Source organism: Nocardia sp. CWNU-33 (assembly GCF_046764895.1).
Taxonomy (GTDB): domain Bacteria; phylum Actinomycetota; class Actinomycetes; order Mycobacteriales; family Mycobacteriaceae; genus Nocardia.
The window spans coordinates 25,585-42,738 of sequence record NZ_JBKOQN010000015.1; the positions used below are offsets into that span (position 1 = coordinate 25,585).

At 66.4% G+C, this 17,154-nt stretch carries 15 protein-coding genes; 6 read left to right on the forward strand and 9 right to left on the reverse strand.

The window, feature by feature from the left end; translation table 11 throughout:
• Positions 1 to 83: 83 nt before the first annotated feature.
• The 3 genes from ACLMAL_RS21045 to ACLMAL_RS21055 all read left to right on the forward strand — a co-directional run bounded on the left by ACLMAL_RS21045 (position 84) and on the right by ACLMAL_RS21055 (position 3,077).
• Positions 84 to 962, forward strand: coding sequence for a universal stress protein (locus ACLMAL_RS21045; RefSeq protein ID WP_412000636.1), 879 nt, complete (start codon positions 84 to 86; stop codon positions 960 to 962).
• A gap of 166 nt (positions 963 to 1,128) precedes the next feature.
• Positions 1,129 to 2,079 (forward strand): Acg family FMN-binding oxidoreductase, encoded by a 951-nt coding sequence (locus ACLMAL_RS21050; RefSeq protein WP_412000637.1) that lies wholly within the window; start codon positions 1,129 to 1,131, stop codon positions 2,077 to 2,079.
• Positions 2,080 to 2,402: 323 nt separating this feature from the next.
• Positions 2,403 to 3,077: an SRPBCC family protein gene (locus ACLMAL_RS21055; protein WP_412000638.1), complete on the forward strand. Its 675-nt coding sequence runs from the start codon at positions 2,403 to 2,405 to the stop codon at positions 3,075 to 3,077.
• Between the two features lie 30 nt (positions 3,078 to 3,107).
• On the opposite strand, the gene ACLMAL_RS21060 is transcribed toward ACLMAL_RS21055, so the two are convergent.
• The 9 genes from ACLMAL_RS21060 to acsA all read right to left on the reverse strand — a co-directional run bounded on the left by ACLMAL_RS21060 (position 3,108) and on the right by acsA (position 12,968).
• Positions 3,108 to 3,443 carry a pyridoxamine 5'-phosphate oxidase family protein gene (locus ACLMAL_RS21060; protein WP_412000742.1) on the reverse strand — a complete coding sequence of 112 codons (336 nt, stop codon included), beginning with the start codon at positions 3,441 to 3,443 and terminating at the stop codon, positions 3,108 to 3,110.
• Between the two features lie 27 nt (positions 3,444 to 3,470).
• Entirely contained in the window at positions 3,471 to 4,265 is a 795-nt protein-coding gene (locus tag ACLMAL_RS21065) for an ABC transporter permease subunit (RefSeq protein WP_412000639.1), read from the reverse strand.
• Between the two features lie 6 nt (positions 4,266 to 4,271).
• The gene (locus ACLMAL_RS21070; protein ID WP_412000640.1) at positions 4,272 to 5,153 is read right to left on the reverse strand and encodes an ABC transporter ATP-binding protein; all 882 of its coding nucleotides are present in this window, start codon (positions 5,151 to 5,153) and stop codon (positions 4,272 to 4,274) included.
• 25 nt (positions 5,154 to 5,178) lie between these two features.
• Positions 5,179 to 6,525 (reverse strand): wax ester/triacylglycerol synthase family O-acyltransferase, encoded by a 1,347-nt coding sequence (locus tag ACLMAL_RS21075; RefSeq protein ID WP_412000641.1) that lies wholly within the window; start codon positions 6,523 to 6,525, stop codon positions 5,179 to 5,181.
• 821 nt (positions 6,526 to 7,346) lie between these two features.
• On the reverse strand, positions 7,347 to 7,598 hold the full coding sequence (locus tag ACLMAL_RS21080; RefSeq protein ID WP_406230358.1) for an acyl carrier protein: 252 nt from the start codon (positions 7,596 to 7,598) through the stop codon (positions 7,347 to 7,349).
• Positions 7,599 to 7,618: 20 nt separating this feature from the next.
• Positions 7,619 to 9,214, reverse strand: a complete 1,596-nt coding sequence (locus ACLMAL_RS21085) for a dihydrolipoamide acetyltransferase family protein (RefSeq protein ID WP_412000642.1) — start codon at positions 9,212 to 9,214, stop codon at positions 7,619 to 7,621.
• Positions 9,215 to 10,183, reverse strand: coding sequence for an alpha-ketoacid dehydrogenase subunit beta (locus ACLMAL_RS21090; RefSeq protein ID WP_412000643.1), 969 nt, complete (start codon positions 10,181 to 10,183; stop codon positions 9,215 to 9,217).
• The gene (pdhA, locus tag ACLMAL_RS21095) at positions 10,180 to 11,157 is read right to left on the reverse strand and encodes a pyruvate dehydrogenase (acetyl-transferring) E1 component subunit alpha (protein WP_412000644.1); all 978 of its coding nucleotides are present in this window, start codon (positions 11,155 to 11,157) and stop codon (positions 10,180 to 10,182) included. The genes ACLMAL_RS21090 and pdhA overlap by 4 nt, the downstream gene beginning before the upstream one ends.
• A complete protein-coding gene (gene acsA, locus ACLMAL_RS21100) occupies positions 11,154 to 12,968 on the reverse strand; it encodes an acetate--CoA ligase (RefSeq protein ID WP_412000645.1) in 1,815 nt (604 codons plus the stop codon). Before acsA ends, pdhA begins: the two co-directional genes overlap by 4 nt.
• 276 nt (positions 12,969 to 13,244) lie before the next feature.
• On the opposite strand from acsA, the gene ACLMAL_RS21105 reads away from it, so the two are divergent.
• Genes ACLMAL_RS21105 through ACLMAL_RS21115 form a run of 3 tightly spaced genes read left to right on the forward strand, consistent with a single transcriptional unit; the run spans position 13,245 to position 17,143 of the window.
• Positions 13,245 to 13,910 (forward strand): DUF2267 domain-containing protein, encoded by a 666-nt coding sequence (locus ACLMAL_RS21105; protein WP_406230362.1) that lies wholly within the window; start codon positions 13,245 to 13,247, stop codon positions 13,908 to 13,910.
• 1 nt (position 13,911) lies between these two features.
• Positions 13,912 to 15,078: a site-2 protease family protein gene (locus ACLMAL_RS21110; RefSeq protein WP_412000646.1), complete on the forward strand. Its 1,167-nt coding sequence runs from the start codon at positions 13,912 to 13,914 to the stop codon at positions 15,076 to 15,078.
• A 40-nt stretch (positions 15,079 to 15,118) separates the two neighbouring features.
• Positions 15,119 to 17,143: an erythromycin esterase family protein gene (locus ACLMAL_RS21115; RefSeq protein WP_412000647.1), complete on the forward strand. Its 2,025-nt coding sequence runs from the start codon at positions 15,119 to 15,121 to the stop codon at positions 17,141 to 17,143.
• The last annotated feature ends 11 nt before the right edge of the window (positions 17,144 to 17,154 follow it).

Below are 17,154 nucleotides of genomic sequence, written 5' to 3' on the forward strand. Positions count from 1 at the left end.
GCGTGGACCCGTCGATCCGCCCGGACGGGGGCCCTCACGATAGTCGGCTACCGCACCGAATCCATTGGAAGGCAAGGCAAATCATGTGCGGTTCCAAGATCAATCCGCCGATCGTCGTCGGTGTCGACGGTTCCCGTGCCGCCGCTGGTGCGGTGCGCTGGGCCGCTGCCGAGGCAGCCGCACATCACACCCCCTTGCACTTGGTTTCGGCGATCGGGCAGCCGATCGACTATGGACCGGGTCTCGGCTTCGCGCCGATCATCGATGATGCTTTCCGCGAGGCCAGCGCCGAAACTCTCACTACCGCTGAGAAGTCCGCGGCCGAGGCCGCCACGCTCGTCGATGATGCTGTTATCTCCACCTTCGTCGTCGAAGCGCCGCCGATTCCGGTACTGGTGAACCGTTCGAAGGAGGCACGGCTGCTTGTGGTCGGCACAACGGGCAAAGGTGCTTTCCGGCGTGGGCTGCTCGGTTCGGTGAGCACCGCACTGGCTCGGCACGCGCAATGCCCGGTGGTGGCTGTCCCCGCGACCGACAACCGCATGCCCGATCGGCTCTCCGGTGGTGTGGTAGTCGGCGTCGACGGATCACCATGCAGCATGGCCGCCATCGCGATCGCCTTCGACGAGGCATCCCACCGCGGGGTCGAACTGGTGGCCGTGCACACCTGGTCGGAGTTCAACCGGTACCTGTCTCGCACCGAACTCCAGGAACAGGCGGCAGGAGTGCTAGCCGAGAGCCTGGCCGGATTCGCCGAACAGTATCCCGATGTCATAGTGCGGCGCGTGGTTGTCGAAGATCACCCCGCCAGACGGCTGCTCGCCGAGTCCGAGCACGCGCAACTGATCGTCGTCGGCAGCCACGGCCGCGGCGGATTCCCCGGCATGACCCTCGGTTCGGTCGGCCAAGCCGTACTGCACGGCGCCGACATCCCGATCATCATCGCCCGCCAGGAAGACTGAACCCCTGCCGGACAGCACCGATGTCTCCGGTCACCCGCCACGGGTGACCATCGGCCCGCCGCAACAGGCGGAAGGCCCATATTCCGTAGCACCCGACCGGACGAGACTCGACACCATGACCGCAAGCCACAGTTCTTCCGTAACCTCCGTACCGGATCATCGGACGATGCTGGCGGCGATCCGCCTCGCCGGCCGAGCACCCTCAGTGCACAACACCCAGCCTTGGCGCTGGGTGTTCGATGGCACCCGACTGCATTTGTACGCCGATATAGATCGGTGCCTGACCTCGGCCGACCCGAACGCGCGGCAGTTGGTGATCAGTTGCGGTGCCGCACTCCATCACGCTCGCACCGCGTTCGCCGCACACGGCTGGCACACCGATACCGTGCGTATGCCCGACCCGGCTCAGCCCTGGCACCTGGCTGCCATCGACTTCCGCCCGTGGCCCGACCCGCCCGCCGGAATCGCCGAGCGAGCACGCGCCATCGACCATCGATACACCGACCGGCTGCCGATGCTCGAGCCGGACGGTTTCGCGCGGATTCTGCCTGAACTGCGGATGCTGACCTCACCGCACGACATCGAACTCGACGTGCTCGACGATGACGCCAGACAACGGGTGGCCGCTGCTTCGGACCACTCGTCAGCCACTCGCCAGTACGACATGATGTATCAAACCGAACTGCAGTGGTGGGCCGGTCATCACGACATGCCGGAGGGTGTTCCGCCGAACGCCCTGCCCTCAGATGCCGAATCCGCCCACGTCGACGTCGCACGCACGTTCCCCTCGGTGCCGCACTCGACCCGCCGAGCCGCGCTGGATGACCGCTCCAGACTGGTGGTACTGAGCTCGGCAAGCGAATCTAAACCGGCGTGGCTCCACACCGGTGAGGCGCTGTCGGCTGTGCTGTTGGCCTGCACCGCAGCCGGACTGGCAACCTGCGCGCTCACCCACATCACCGAACTCCCGACCGGCCGCACGACGATCGCGGGCTTCCTCCCTCACCCCGCACTACCTCAAGTCGTGATCCGCGTGGGCACTTCCCCCGACGACACCGAACCCCCGCCAACCCCTCGCCGCCCAGTCGCCGATGTCTACACCGAGCCCCGAACGTAGCGAATCAGCCTGCTGGACAACGAAAGACGCCTTGCCGACCGACAGCCGGCATCGCCCTCGACCACTGCGGGTGTCGTGACGCGCGGTGGTGCGGCGGCGCGACTAGCGCTGGCCCGGGCCGCTGGAATCTGGTCTTGGCCCAATACCAAAGACTTCGGGCACGCACCGAAGGGCTCGACGGGGGCGGACGAACATGGGAGGTACCACTGGTTTCGCAGGCGGTCGCGGCACCTTGTATGGGCAACGCGCATGCGACAAAGGTCGTTGCCCTCGCTGCCGAAGTGCCCTGTGCCCCCACCGTGATTCGGCGGAACGTATCGAGTATGAAAACAACGACGGCATGCGCGATCGGGATCGCGACATATGCGGCGGGACTCGCGGTCGGCTCCCAGGTGATCGCGCGCCGATGGCGCCTCACCTGGGGCGCAACCAGCGACGAGGTGACACGAACCATGCCAGGTGACGAATTGCTTGCCGAACCGGATATCGTCGCCACCCGGGCGATCGCCATTGCCGCGGGACCGGAACAGGTCTGGCCGTGGCTGGTCCAACTCGGACCCGGTCGTGGCGGTGCGTATACCTATGACTGGATCGAGAACCTGCTGGGCCTCGATATGCACAGCGCGAACACCATTCTCCCCGAGTTCCAGAGCCTCTCCGTCGGTGACGCTTTCACACTCGGCGCCAAGGGGCCGCATATGCGTGTGGCGATCCTCGACCCCGAACGGACGCTGGTGTTCGCCTCCGAAGACGGCCGCTGGGTGTGGGCGTTCGGGCTCTACCCTGCGGCGAATGGCGTTCGGCTGGTCAGCCGCAACCGCATCGCGACCCCCGATGCCACCGTGTCCACTCGGCTGTTCAACTGGCTGATCATGGAACCGGGCAGCTGGGTCATGGAACGGAAGATGCTGCTCGGCATCAAGGAGCGGGCCGAAGGCCGTCGCTGGAGAAATTCTCGGCGATCTCCCGGTGATAGACCGGCGGTTTGTCCTCGGTGAGCAGGTTCGTGATCATCGCGACCCCGATGCTTATGCCTGCCTTTCGTTCTGGACGAGTCCGATGCCGGTGACGATGCTCGGTTCGATCTCGATCACCGTGTCCGTGACAGAGTCGCCCCTCGGTCGCAGCCGTTGCTCGAACTCGGCGATCCGCTCGGGATCGGTGACATCGCGGGCGAGTCCGGTGACCACCACCGACCACCCGAGTCGCCGGATCGGGTCGAAGTCGTCCGCCTTGCAGCGACGACCATGCGATGCGAGCCGGACCGCCGAACCGAGCCGAGAGGTGAGCCGAGTGCGGACGATGATTATCCGGTCGTCGACGACAACATGGTTGACCGGACATATGGCCGCTCGGGACCGAATTCCCTTATCCCGAGGCCCCGAGGTACATCACACTCCGGCGATATCACGCCGGTCGAAAACCGGCAGTGCGGCCAGCAGGACCACCGCGCCTGTCGCGACCAGATATCCATATGCCGCCGGTAATCCGGCTCCCATCGGCCCGCCGTCGATCGCCTGATGAAACGGCGACGCCGGCCCCCACGGCTGCATGGCATCGACCAGCTTGCTCGCCACGTAAAGCACGTACGCGCCGACGGCGAGCACCGACGCGACTGCGAGCGCGACGATCCGGTTGCCGGTCGCCGCACCGATGGCCAGCGCGATCCAGCCGAACTCGACACCGAGCAGCACCATCGCCAGCGCACCCGTCAATGCTGCCCCGATTCCGACGCCGAGACCGAAGACCGCCGAGCACACCACGAGCGCACCGAAAAGCACGATCCCGAGTGCACCCGCCGTGGTGGCAAGTAGCGCGGCCTGCTCCAGTGCGAGACGTATCGGCGACAGCTTGGTCACCAGTAGCACTTCGAGTGTGCCGCGCTCCTCTTCGCCTGCGATCGCTCGGGCGCCGCGGCTTATCGCGAACACCAGAAACAGGATCGGCAGCAGCATGCTGAACAGCTCTGCATTCAGGAATCCGGTGCCAGTGACGAATGCGTCCATGTTGAACAGCTTGCGCAGCGGCTCCGGGTAGCTGTCCAAGAATTCGCGCAGCCCCGCCATATCCGAGATCGACGGCCACAACGCGCTTTCCAGCAGTACGAGCGCGACGATGCCGAGGCTCCAACCGATCAGTCCACGCCGCTGATCGCGCAGACTCTTCAGATAGACGTTGCGCAACACGGCCCGTCACTCCTGTCCGTAGTAGGTGAGGAAGACCTCTTCGAGATCAGGTTCGTGGCTGACGATGTCGACCACGTCGTAGGGTGCGACCGCCTTCACCAAATCGGCGGTCGAACCCTCCAGTTCGACATGCACCGCGACGGCGTTGCGTTCGGCCCGCCGGACGCCCGCGATCCCACGCAATACGTCCGAGTCCGGTGGCTCGCCTGCGAAGGTGAGGTCGATGCGATGGAACGCCTGCTTGGTCAGCTCGGCCACCGACCGCACGGTGATCAGCTGTCCTTCGCGCAGCATCCCCACCGTGTCGGCAACGGCCTGCACCTCCGACAACACGTGTGAGGAAAGGAACACCGTCCGCCCTGCGGCGCGTGCCTGGCGCACCATGCCCAGGAATTCGCGCTGCACCAGCGGATCGAGCCCGGTTGTCGGCTCATCGAGCACTAGCAGGTCCGGCTCGAACATGAATGCCTGCACGATGCCGACCTTCTGCCGGTTGCCGTGTGACATCGCACCGATGCGCTGTGAGGGATCCAGATCCAGCCGCTCGATCATGGCGTCACGAACAGCGGGATCGACGCCGCCGCGCAGCGCGGCCAGGTAGCGCAGATACTGCTCGGCGGTCAGATCTGGATAGGCGACGAATTGTCCAGGCAGATAACCGATATGACGCTGCGCGACCTCACGCTCGCGCACCGTGTCAGCGCCGCGCACCCGGGCAGTTCCCCGGGTCGGCCGCATGAGACCGACCAGGATTCGGATGGTGGTCGTCTTGCCCGCGCCGTTTGGCCCGAGATAGCCGAAAACGACTCCGGCAGGGACTTTCAGTGTCACATCGACGAGCGCGGGCTGTCGCCCGTAATACTTGGTGAGTCCGTCGAACTCGATCATCGGTGAGCCTCCCGCGGTCGGCGCATCAGTGCTGCGGCGCCGCGTCATGAGCACGAGCGAGCAGCCGTTCGGTCGCGCGCTGGATCCCCTCGGCGATCATGTCGATGTCAGGAGTGGTGTCGTAGTCACCGGTGATGCCGAACACCAACTGGTCGCGGTAGCTGAGGATGGCGATGCCGGTGCGCAAACGCACCGCGATCGGGGCATAGGGGAGGATCTCCAACACTTCCCTGCCGTGCAGATACAACGGTTGTTTCGGACCCGGCACATTCGTGGCCAGGCCGGCGATGCTGTGCTGCGGTAGCCGCAAGACGAGCCGAACAGTCCAGGCGAGCGGCGCGAACGGCAGCCGAGAAGCCAAGGCAAACACCGAATTCGCCGCCGAGGCCGAGCCGCTGGCCTTGTGCTCGGCCATTCGCGTGTGCACGGCGCTCAGTTGTTGGACCGGATCTTCCAATTCGATCGGCAGCAATGGCAGCACAGCTGAAACCCTGTTATCGAGAATATCTTTCGCGTCCTTGGCGCGCACCGACACTGGTGCGAGGATGCGCAGCATATCGGCCGTCGGCTGCTCGCCGCGTTGCAGCAGTACCGCACGGAACGCGGCAGCGACCGCGGCGAGCGCGACATCGTTCACAGTCACCCCGAATGCGGCTCCGATCTCCTTGACCTCCGGCAGGGACGTGCGTGCCACCGCATACCGGCGCTGTCGTCCGATCGGTCCGATGAGCGAGGAGCCCGCTGCCGGTAGCACCGCTTCCAGCACTATCGGGACCGCACCGCGCACTGTCTCCAACACCGCGCGTGGCACATCGATCGGTAACCGCAGTCCCTTGACCAGCAAGCCGCGCCAGTCGCGCGACCTGTTGTCCACAGACTGTGGAAGGGGCGCGACTTGCTGTCGCGGCGAATCACACAGCCGCTCGAACAAGGTGATCCCCGAAATACCGTCGACCATGCTGTGGTGCACTTTCACGATCAACGCCCAGCGATCGCCTGCGAGATGTTCGACGACGATGCACTGCCACAGCGGGTGATCGCGATCGAGACGTTCCTCCATCTCTGTCGCGATCAGCTCGTGCAGCGTGGCCTCGTCACCGGGATCGGGTAAGGCGGTCCACCGAAGATGATGTGCCAGATCGAAATGCGGATCATCGACCCACACAGGCGCGGTGAGATCCCATCGAGCCCTACGCACTTTCTGTCGCAACCGGGCATCCACGTTCAAGTGTTCGGTAAGCGCTGCGGCGAACTCCGCCCGCGAGGGTGGGACGCCCGCCAGCACCGCCACCGCGCCGATTCCGGCGCTGACGTGCCGATCGGTGTCCTCCAGTTCGATAAATCCCGAATCCAACGGGCCAAGTCCGGTCATCACAGGTGTCCATCTCGAATGCCGTGGAAGGCCGCTGCCGGATCGGCCACGGCCCCTGCCACCACCTCATCGTCGCGCCTCGACGGGGCACCGAGGGAGATGCGAAGGGACTCAGGTTCAGGGACGTTGGCCCTCGTTGCGCTCGATTCGACGAATCGCCACCGAGTGTATGAGTCGTCGCCTGGTCACGAGCACGAAAAGGATCGGTGCTGTCCGGTTCTCGCTTGGTGGCAGATAGGGCATTGTGTGGCTACTGCGCACGGCCGTCCGGGGTCACGGGCGGTCCAGGTGCAACGTGGGCTCACCGGGATGTTCTGTGGTTGGGCACGGCCACTGCATCGAACCGGTCCGATCCAGACGTGCGTGCGAAATACCACCGAACAACGGCGCACCTGTAATCGAGCATGCACCGAGAGCCTGCCTGATCCGGACCATTGGTCTCCCTGCGGGTCGGACAAGCACCGACGCGCGCCCCGAGATCGAAAGTATCCGGCGCCTGCCCAGGCATAACGTCGCTATGTGCGGCACCCTGCCCGGTTCAGAGCCCATCGCAGTTCATTTCCTCGGAGCATTCGCGTTCATTCCACTGGCTCCACCAACACCCGGAATAGGGCATCAAGTAGTCCGCGGCGCGCCCTCCCTGGCGCTACGAGTGACCAAGGTCCCTTGGCTGCCGTTTATTCGGAAACCACCAGATCCGCCCCGGACGCGAGCGGCATTGGCCATAAACCCGGCACCGGTGCGCAGCCATGGCAGGCACGCGGGCGGTGCCCGTCGTAGTGGTGACCGTCGATCGGATCAGGTGCGAAGTGCCTGTCGCGTCATTCGGTCGCAAGGAAGTCCACACAGGCATGTATCGACACCAGCTGCGGATAGTCGTCTTCCTCGATCCGGACGCCAGTGGCTCGGGTGAGTTTTTCGACGAACGTCAAGAAATCGAGGGAGTCGAGTTCCAACGCGGCTCGCAGCGGCTCGTCTTGTGTCAACGCCGCCAGGTCCTCGTCGGAGGCGAAACCGCGCAGCGCGGACCGGACGACGGAGTCCGCGTCGCTACGGGACAGATTGCCGGGCATGGTCGTTCACAACCTTCCTTTCACAGCTGCTCAGGATGCTGGAGGAGTTCGGCGATCGTATTCAGGAAGCGCGCGCCGACCGCGCCATCGCTGGCTCGGTGGTCGGCCGCCAGGGTGGTGGTGATCTGCGGCCGCACACCCAGCAATCCGTTTACCGCGCACGGACGTTCGGCCACCGCACCGAAGCCGACGATCGCCACCTGCGGCGGCGGGATAACACCGAGCACGGATTCCACGCCCAGCTCACCGAGGTTGGTCACGGTGATGGTGGCAGCAACGGTTTCCGAGGAGCGCAGCCGACCCGACCGGGCGCGGTCGACCACCTCGCGCAGCCGTGCCATCAGCTCGCGCGGCGATGCCGCCTCGGCGTGCGCGATGGTCGGTGCGATGACTCCGCCACGGCGCAATGAGACGATCACCCCGAGGTCGACGGTGTCGGCAGGATGGAAGGCGTCCTCGACCCAGTGTCCGTTTACCGCGGGCACTCTGCGGGCCGCCACAGCGACGGCGCGCAACAACAAGGCCGCCATGACGATTCGGTCCGGCACTGACGCCGCCCTGTTTACCTCGCGCAGCCAGCCGCTCGCGGCACCGACATCGATGGTGGTGGTCAGATAATAGTGTGGGATGGTCTGTTTGGATCGGGTCATCATCGCCGCGATCGACCGACGCATCGCTGCCCGGTCACGCGACGACGCTGCCTGGCGCGACTCGCCGGTTGTCGGGTGGTCTTGCGGTGGAGGCTTTCGGTCTTCGAGCGCTTCCGCAGCGGTTCCCTCAGCATCGGGGCGCGCCCGCACTGCACGAACATCTGCCGCGCGCACAGCTCCGCTCGGACCGGTGCCGCTGACGGCTGACACGTCGACACCGAGCTCCCGTGCCAACCGCCGCGCATACCCGGAAGCCCGCACGGCGCCGGTCGCGGCCTCCGGATTCGCTATCTCGGGTTCCGCTGCGGCGGAGCGGATCTCATCGGCACGTGCAGTGACGGCACTGTCCACATCGACACGGAGGATCCGCCCGCCCGGTCCGGAACCGACTACCACGGCCAGATCGATGCCCGCTTCCTGCGCCAGTCGCCGTACCAGCGGTGTCGCACGAATATCGGCCCCCGGAGGCCCCGGCCCAGCAGTGCGCGCAGTCCCGGTCATCGTCGACTTGTCCGCCGAACGTCGCGACCGCTTGGTCTTGGATCGAGACCGCGACGCAGAATGATCGGCCGGCGGCGGCTTCCGCCCCGGCAGACCGCTCTCGACCGAGACCGAGACCGGCTCCACCGAATCAAGCTCCGCCGACGACGGTTTCGCAGGGCCGGACACCGCAGTTGAGGTTTGCGCCGGATTGGACCCGGCTGGTGCCACGCTCGGGGGCATTCGGCAACCGTTCGGCTCGATCGTGGCCAGCACAGTGCCGACCGGGACCGTTACTCCCGACGCAACCAGGATCTCGCCGATGGTGCCCTCATCGAAGCATTCGACTTCTACTGCCGCCTTGGCGGTGTCGACCTCGGCGACGATGTCACCCTTATGCACGACGTCCCCTGGCTGAACCCGCCAGGACAGCAGTGTTCCCTCTTCCATGTCCGCGCCCAGCGACGGCATCCGAAATTCAGCCATTCAGCTCACCGCCCGGCGCCCCGCCGCGACGATATCGGCGACCTGCGGCAGCGCCGCTTCTTCCAAATGCTTGGCGTAGGGAATCGGCACCTCCACTGCGCAGACCCGCTGTATCGGGCCGTCGAGCTCGTAATAGCCGTACTCGGCCGCACGTGCGGCTATTTCGGCCGCGATACCCACGCTGCGCCAGCCCTCGTCGACGACGACGAGACGATGGGTGCGTGTCACCGATTCCAACAGGGTTTTCTCGTCCAGCGGACGCAGCGTACGCAGGTCGATGACCTCGGCGTCGATGCCGTCGGTGACCAACGCCTGCGCCGCCGCCTGCGCCAACCGCAAGGCACCGCCGTAAGCGACAAGCGTGACATCGGCGCCCGCGCGGCAAATCTTTGCGCTATCGATATCGGTCGCACCCAGATCACGGGGCAGCTCCGACTCCGCGTTGTACAACGCCGCGGGCTCGAAGATCAGCACGGGATCCGGATCCTGCAGTGCGGGCCACAGCATGCCGCGGGCATCCTCGACTGTCGCCGCGGATAGCACGCGCAGGCCGGGGATGTGCGCGTAGAACGCCTCCAAGCTGTGCGAATGCTGGGCGGCGAGTTGACGGCCCGGGCCAGTGGCCATCCGGATCACCAGCGGAACCGAAAGCTGCCCACCGGACATGTGCCGCAGCGTCGCCGCGTTATTGAGGATCTGATCCAGCGCGAGCAGGCTGAAATTGATGGTCATGATCTCGACAATGGGTCGCATCCCGCCCAGTGCGGCGCCGATGCCTGCGCCGACGAAGGCCGACTCGCTCAGCGGCGTATCTCGGATCCGGCGCGGCCCGAATTCGTCGAGCAATCCTCGGCTCACACCGAAACATCCGCCGTAGGCGCCGACGTCCTCGCCCATGAGGAACACCCGATCGTCTCGAATCAGCGCTTCTCGCAATGCTTCCCGCATCGCATCCCGATAGGTGGTCATGAGCGCTCCGTGTAGACGTATCTGGTGAGGTCGCTCACAGGTTCGAAAGGTGCCGCCTCGGCCGCCGCGATGGCCACGTCGAGTTCGCTGTCGGCGGCGGCTTGGAGCGAGACCAACGCGTCCTCGGCCAGTTCGCCGGACGCGTGCAGCTGGGCGAACAGCTTCGGGATCGGGTCGCGTTCCTGCCATCGAGCGATCTCGGCCTTGTCCCGATATCGGTCCGCGTCGTACATCGAATGCGCGCGGAAGCGGTAGGTCTGCAGCTCGAGGAAGCACGGGCCGCCGCCGGCGCGAATGGACTCCACAGCTCGCCGCGCCCCGTCGGCGACGGCGAGCGCGTCCATGCCGTCGACCGGCCATGCGGGCATGCCGTATGAAGTCGCGCGCAACGCAAGATCGGTGGCCGCGTGCTCGCGGGCCAGCGCGGTGCCCATCGCGTAGCGGTTGTTCTCGCAGGCGAACAGGACTGGAAGTCGCCACAGCGCAGCCAGATTCAGGCATTCGTGGAATTCGCCCTCGGCCACCGCGCCGTCGCCGAACAGGCATACCGTCACCACCGGACGTTCCTGCATCGCGTCGGCCAGTGCAAGACCGACCGCGATCGGGAGCCCGCCGCCGACGATCGCGTTGCCGCCGTAGAAACGGCGCCCGGCATCGAACAGGTGCATCGACCCGCCGTGCCCGTGGCTGCAACCCGTTGCTCTGCCGTACATTTCGGCCAGCAGCGCTGACATCGAAAGGCCGCGGGCCAGTGCATGTCCGTGCTCCCGGTAGGTCGAGACCACCGCGTCCTCGGGCCCGATCGCGCTGAGCACACCGGCCGCCACCGCCTCCTCGCCGATGTACAGATGTAGGAAGCCGCGGATCGATCCGGCACTGTAGAGCCGCACGCATCGCTCCTCGAAGCGGCGGATCCGGACCATCTGCCGCAGCAGCTCGATGCGTTCGTCCTTGTCCAGCGTCGACCCGTTCACACCGCACCTTCAAGTGTCGAGGTATCGCCTTCGGGCAGGCCGAGCTCGCGGGCCTTCAGCAGTCGGCGCATCACCTTGCCGCTGCGGGTGTGCGGCAGACTCTCGGTGAACTCGATTTGTTTGGGAGCCACTGCGCCGAGGGCCTTGCGGCCGAATGCGGTCAGCTCGGCACGCAGTTCCTCCGACGCCTGGTAGCCGGGACGCAGTAGCACGAATGCCTTCACCAGCTCCCCCGCGACCGGATCGGGTGTGCCGATGACACCGGCCTCGGCGATGGCGGGGTGCTCCATCAGCGCGCTCTCGACCTCGAAGGGCCCGACCAGGTGACCGGCGGACTTGATGACATCGTCGGCACGGCCGACGAACCAGTAGTAGCCGTCCGCGTCGCGACGGGCGAGATCACCGCTGAGGTACCAACCGCCCGCGAAACACTTTTCGTAGCGTTCGGGTTCACCCCAGTATTCTCGGAACATCGACGGCCAGCCCGGGCGCAGCGCCAGCTCGCCGACCTCTCCTGGGTCGGCCGGCGTGACGGAATCGGCGACGACCGCCGCGCGGCCGTCCTGGCAGCGCTTGAGCGTGGTCGCCTCGACGCCGGGCAGTGGTCGCCCCATGGACCCCGGACGCACCTGCGCAGCAGCGAGATTCGCGATCATGATCGCGCCGGTTTCGGTCTGCCACCAGTTGTCGTGCACCGGGTGGCCGAGCACCCGCTCACCCCACAGCACCACTTCGGGGTTCAACGGCTCCCCCACGCTGGTGATGAACCGCAGCGGCGACAGGTCGGTGCCCTCTGGCAGCCGGTCCCCGTAACGCATCAGCATGCGCAGCGCGGTCGGCGCGGTGTACCACACCGATACCCGTTGTGCAGTCAGGACGTCATACCAGCGACGGGCGTCGAATTCCGCTTCGTCACTGATCACGGTCGCCCCCAGGCACAGCGGGGCGATAACGCCGTAGGACATACCTGTCACCCAGCCGGGATCGGCGGTACACCAGAAGATATCGCCGGCACGCAGATCCAGAGCGTAACGGGCAGTCACCCGGTGCGCGAGCACGGCACCGTGAACATGCAAGGCACCCTTGGGTTTCCCGGTGGTGCCGCTGGTGAAATGCAGCAGCGCCGGGTCGTCGGGACCAGTGCGGGCGATCCGGAACTCCGGGCTGGCGACGGCCATCGCTGCGGCCAGGTCGTCGACGTACATTTCACCGGTCTCGGTCAGCCCGTCGGTGATCAGCACAGTGCGCAGCGCGGGCACTTCGGCGCGAATGGGGGCGACCTTCTTGCGGTACAGTGCCGTCGAAGTGACCAGAGCCGCCGCCTCGCTGATCGCCAGACGCTGCCGCACCGGTTCCGGGCCGAAGGCCGAGAACAACGGCGAGACGACGCAGCCGACCTTCAACGCGCCCAATATCGCGATGTACAGCTCGGGGGTTCGCCCGAGCAGGACACAGATCCGCTCGCCGCGCCCTATCCCCAACCCCTGCAGGACGTTCGCGAACCGATTCGTTGCCGCGGCCAGCTCCGCATAGGTCAGCACCACCTCACCGCCCGCGGCAGACAACCAGCGCAGCGCGGGCGTCTGCGCGGCTGGACCTTCGGCGTGCCGATCCACGGCCTCATAGGCGATGTTCAGCCCGCCACCGGGCAGCCCGGCGAGTTCAGATCGCGCCTGCTCCCAGGAGAATTCGCGACACGCTCGGTCATAGTCGACGAGATTGGCCAGCGCCCGCTCGGACTGCGTCTTCTCGATCGGCGTCCAGCCGAACGTTCCGCTCGTCGATGCGCCGACCGGGACCATATTCGTCATACCCTCATCGTCTGCGCCGCGACCGCCGCGCGGCAGAGTCCCCGGGCCCACACCTGTCGCCGAATTCGACACGGAACGTCCATCACCTAGAGGACTTCCGGCCCTGTCCGAGCACCGCCCGATAAAGTCCGCTCGATCGCGGAGCCACCGCAGCCGAAACCGGGACCATCGGCTCACGCAGGGGCAACCTTCGGCCCTTGGATGGTGGCCGCGCGGGACACAGGCTGAGCGATAAGAACCCAGCATCGCACCCAGTCAGCACCCAGGAGGCCAACCATGTCGCGCCACGACGATCCCCTCGCACCCGCCGTGCAGACTGCCCACGACTGGCTCCGCGCTGTCGCCGACAGTCTCGATACCGACGACCGAGCCTTCGCCTACCGGGCGCTGCGCGCCTGGCTGCACACTGTGCGCGACCGCATCAGCGTCAGCAGTTCGGCCCATCTGACCGCGCAATTGCCCGAGATCCTGCGCGGGGCCTACTACGAGGGCTGGGTGCCCGGACACGTACCGGTCCGGCACGGCATCACCGAATTTCTCAGGCAGTTCGCCAGGGAGTCGGGCATCGACGAGGACGAAGTCGGCCCGGTCGCGGGCGCGGTCACGGCGGCATTGTCGGAGCTGTTTTCCCCTGGACAGTTGGACCGGATCTTCGCGGTCCTGCCGATGCAACTGTACGGCGTGCTGTGCGGTGCGCGAATGGCCATCGACGAATCGCTGATCGAATGGCAAGCGGTCGCCGAGGAACAGGCGGTCCATCCGGTCGCCAGTCTCGAAGACCGCATCCAGGCGCTCGGCGACGCCGTCGCCGTGCTGGCACGCGGCCTCGAACGGCTGCCCGCCGACGAACCCGACAGCGACCGATCGACCCAGGCGGCCCAGCAAGCACACCGCATTCTGCTCGCCGAAGGTCTGGTCGGCGCCGAGACGCCGGACCGCTGACATGCTGCGTGCAACGATCCCACTGGGCCGGGTCGCGGGCATCCGAGTCGGCGCGCACTGGTCTACGCTGGTCACCCTCGGACTGTTCACCTATCTTCTCGGCCGATCACTGGCCGATACGCACGGGAACTCGGTGGCGGTCTGGCTGGTCGCCGCGGCGGGCGCGGTCGGTCTGCTCGCCACGCTGCTGGGTCATGAACTGGCACACTCGATCGTCGCGCGCCGCCGCGGCACCCGGGTCGAACGCGTCGTACTGTGGCTACTCGGCGGCGTCTCCGAACTCGGTGAAGAACCGAAAGATCCGCGCTCGGACCTGCGCATCGCATTGGCCGGACCGGTCACCAGCCTCGGGATCGGCATCATCGTGCTGGTCGTCGCGAACCTCGTCGGCAGCCTGGTGAGCGGACCGGTGCCGGATATGCTCGGCTGGCTCGGCGCGATGAATATCCTGCTGGCCGTATTCAACCTGCTGCCCGGCGCACCACTGGACGGCGGCCGCGTACTGCGCGCACTGATCTGGCGACACACCGGCGACCAACTGCGCGCCACCACCATGGCCGCGCAGAGTGGCAGGATCCTCGGACTCGGTCTGCTCATCCTGGGCGCCGCCGAGATGCTACTGGTCGGCAATGGCGGTGGACTCTGGCTGATGCTGCTCGGCTGGTTCCTCTACTCGGCCGCCAATGTCGAGCTCGCCGCTGCCGGGCTGCGACATCGGCTGGGCGACACCCGGATCCGTGACGTAATGACCGAACACCCACTGTCGATTCCTGCGGCCTGGTCCATCGAGGACCTGTTGCACTCGCAGATCGTGCATACCGATCACCGGGTATTTCCGGTCACCGACCCGGCAGATCGACCGATCGCTGTGCTCGCTTGGTCTGATCTCACGGCATTGCCCGCCGCGGCGCGCGCCACCACCGCGGTGCGCACAGTCGCCCGCCCCCTGCCACCGACAGCCCGAGTGTCCGGCGACGAACTGCTCAGCGCCGTGGCGGCCAAGGTGGTCCTACGACCCGACTTCGATGTCATCACCGCGATCGACCCACACGGCCGACTCATCGGAGTGGTCACCGCGACGGATCTCACGCTCGCCGTCCAGCGCAGCGCGCTCGGTCTTCCAGCCCGTCGATCCGAACGGTTTCGACCACCGAATACCGCACCCTGACAAGATAATTCGGCCCTTTGCGGGTGATAGGAGGCTTTCCATGAGCCCTACGCAAGTCGAGCAGGAAACGCCGCGACCGATCTTCCGGGATCGGCACGAAGCGGGCCGGGTGCTCGCCAGTTTACTCGGACACTATCGCGGCGATCCGGATGCCCTGGTGCTCGGACTGCCGCGTGGCGGTATCCCGGTCGCCTGGGAGGTCGCCGCGGCGCTGAACGCACCGATGGACGCACTGGTCGTGCGCAAACTCGGCGCCCCCGGTCATCCCGAGTTCGCGATCGGCGCACTCTCCACCGGCGGCCGCATCGTGCTCAACGACGATACGGTGCGCGCACTGCGGCTGACCGCTGATCAGGTGCGCCGCATCGCCCGCGACGAGGCCCAGGAGATGATCCGGCGCGAGGCCGCCTATCGCGCCGACCGCGGCCCGATCGAGGTGGCCGGACGGACGGTGATCCTGGTGGACGACGGATTGGCCACCGGCGCGAGCATGTTCGCGGCCATCGAGGCGATCCGAGCAGGCGAGCCGAAGCGGATCGTCGTCGCGGTCCCCGCCGCGCCGGAGTCGACCTGCCGGGAGCTCGGTGCCTCAGTCGACGAAATGGTGTGCGCGACAATGCCTTCGCCGTTCCGCGCGGTCGGCGAATGGTTCTGGGACTTCACCCAGGTCACCGACGAGCAGGTGCGTACTCTGCTCGGCGTCTCGACCACCGGAGTCGCCGTCCCGCCCATCGACACCGCGGCGACCATCCGGGCCGCGGCCATCGACGCGCCCGACGGCGTCCCACCTATCCAGGTGCTCGAGGAAATCATCGGCGACGCCCGGTTCGTGCTGATCGGCGAGAGTTCGCACGGCACACACGAGTTCTACCGGGCCCGCGCGGTGATCACGCGCTGGCTGATCGAGGAGAAAGGCTTCACCGCGGTCGCCGCCGAGGCGGACTGGCCCGATGCCATTCGGGTGAACCAGTACGTGCACGGGCGCGGCAACGACACCAGCGCCGAACAGGCGCTGCGCGGATTCGAACGATTTCCGAACTGGATGTGGCGCAACACCGAGGTCCGCGAATTCGTCATCTGGCTGCGCGCACACAACGCCGAACAACAACGCGACAACCGAATTCAGACCGGCTTCTATGGTCTGGACCTCTACAGCCTGCACCGCTCGATGCACGAGGTCGTGGACTACCTCGACCGCGTCGATCCGAAGGCCGCGCAGCGCGCCAAGATTCGCTACGCTTGCTTCGACCACGTCGCGGGCGATGACGGCGAGGCCTACGGCTTCGCCGCCGCCTTCGGTGCGGGCAAATCCTGTGAAGCCCAAGTGATCCGGCAACTGCTCGAACTGCAGCGCCTGGCCATCGCCCGCGGCGAGCAGGAACCCTATGCCGCCGACGAACAGTTCGACGCGCTGCGCAATGCCTGGTCAGTGCGCGACGCTGAGGCCTACTACCGAGCCATGTTCGGCGACCGAGCGTCCTCGTGGAATCTGCGTGACCGGCACATGGCCGACACCCTCGACGCACTCGCCACCCATCTGGACCGCTCCGGCGGCTCCGGCGCCAGAATCGTGGTGTGGGCGCACAACTCCCACGTCGGCGATGCCCGCGCCACCGAACTGGGCAGCGAAGGCGAACTCAACCTCGGCCAACTGATCCGCGAACGCCACGGCGACGCCTGCCGCATCATCGGCTTCAGCACCTGCTCGGGCACGGTCACCGCCGCGCAAGATTGGGGTGGGCCCACCATCCGCGAAACCGTCCGCCCCGCACTGCCATCCAGCGTTGAAGAGCTGTTACACGACACCGGCAACCCGGAATTCCTACTCCGCATGGATATTCCGGGCGAGGTCACCGACCTGCTGCGTCAACCGCGCCTACAGCGCGCCATCGGCGTGGTCTACCGCCCCGGCACCGAACGCCAGAGCCACTACTTCCACACCAGACCCGCCGACCAATACGACGCCCTCATCCACATCGACCACACCACCGCGCTGGAGCCGCTGGAACCAAGCGGCGAATGGATCGCGGGCACGATCCCCGAGACGTACCCGTCTGGTTTGTGACCAACGACCGA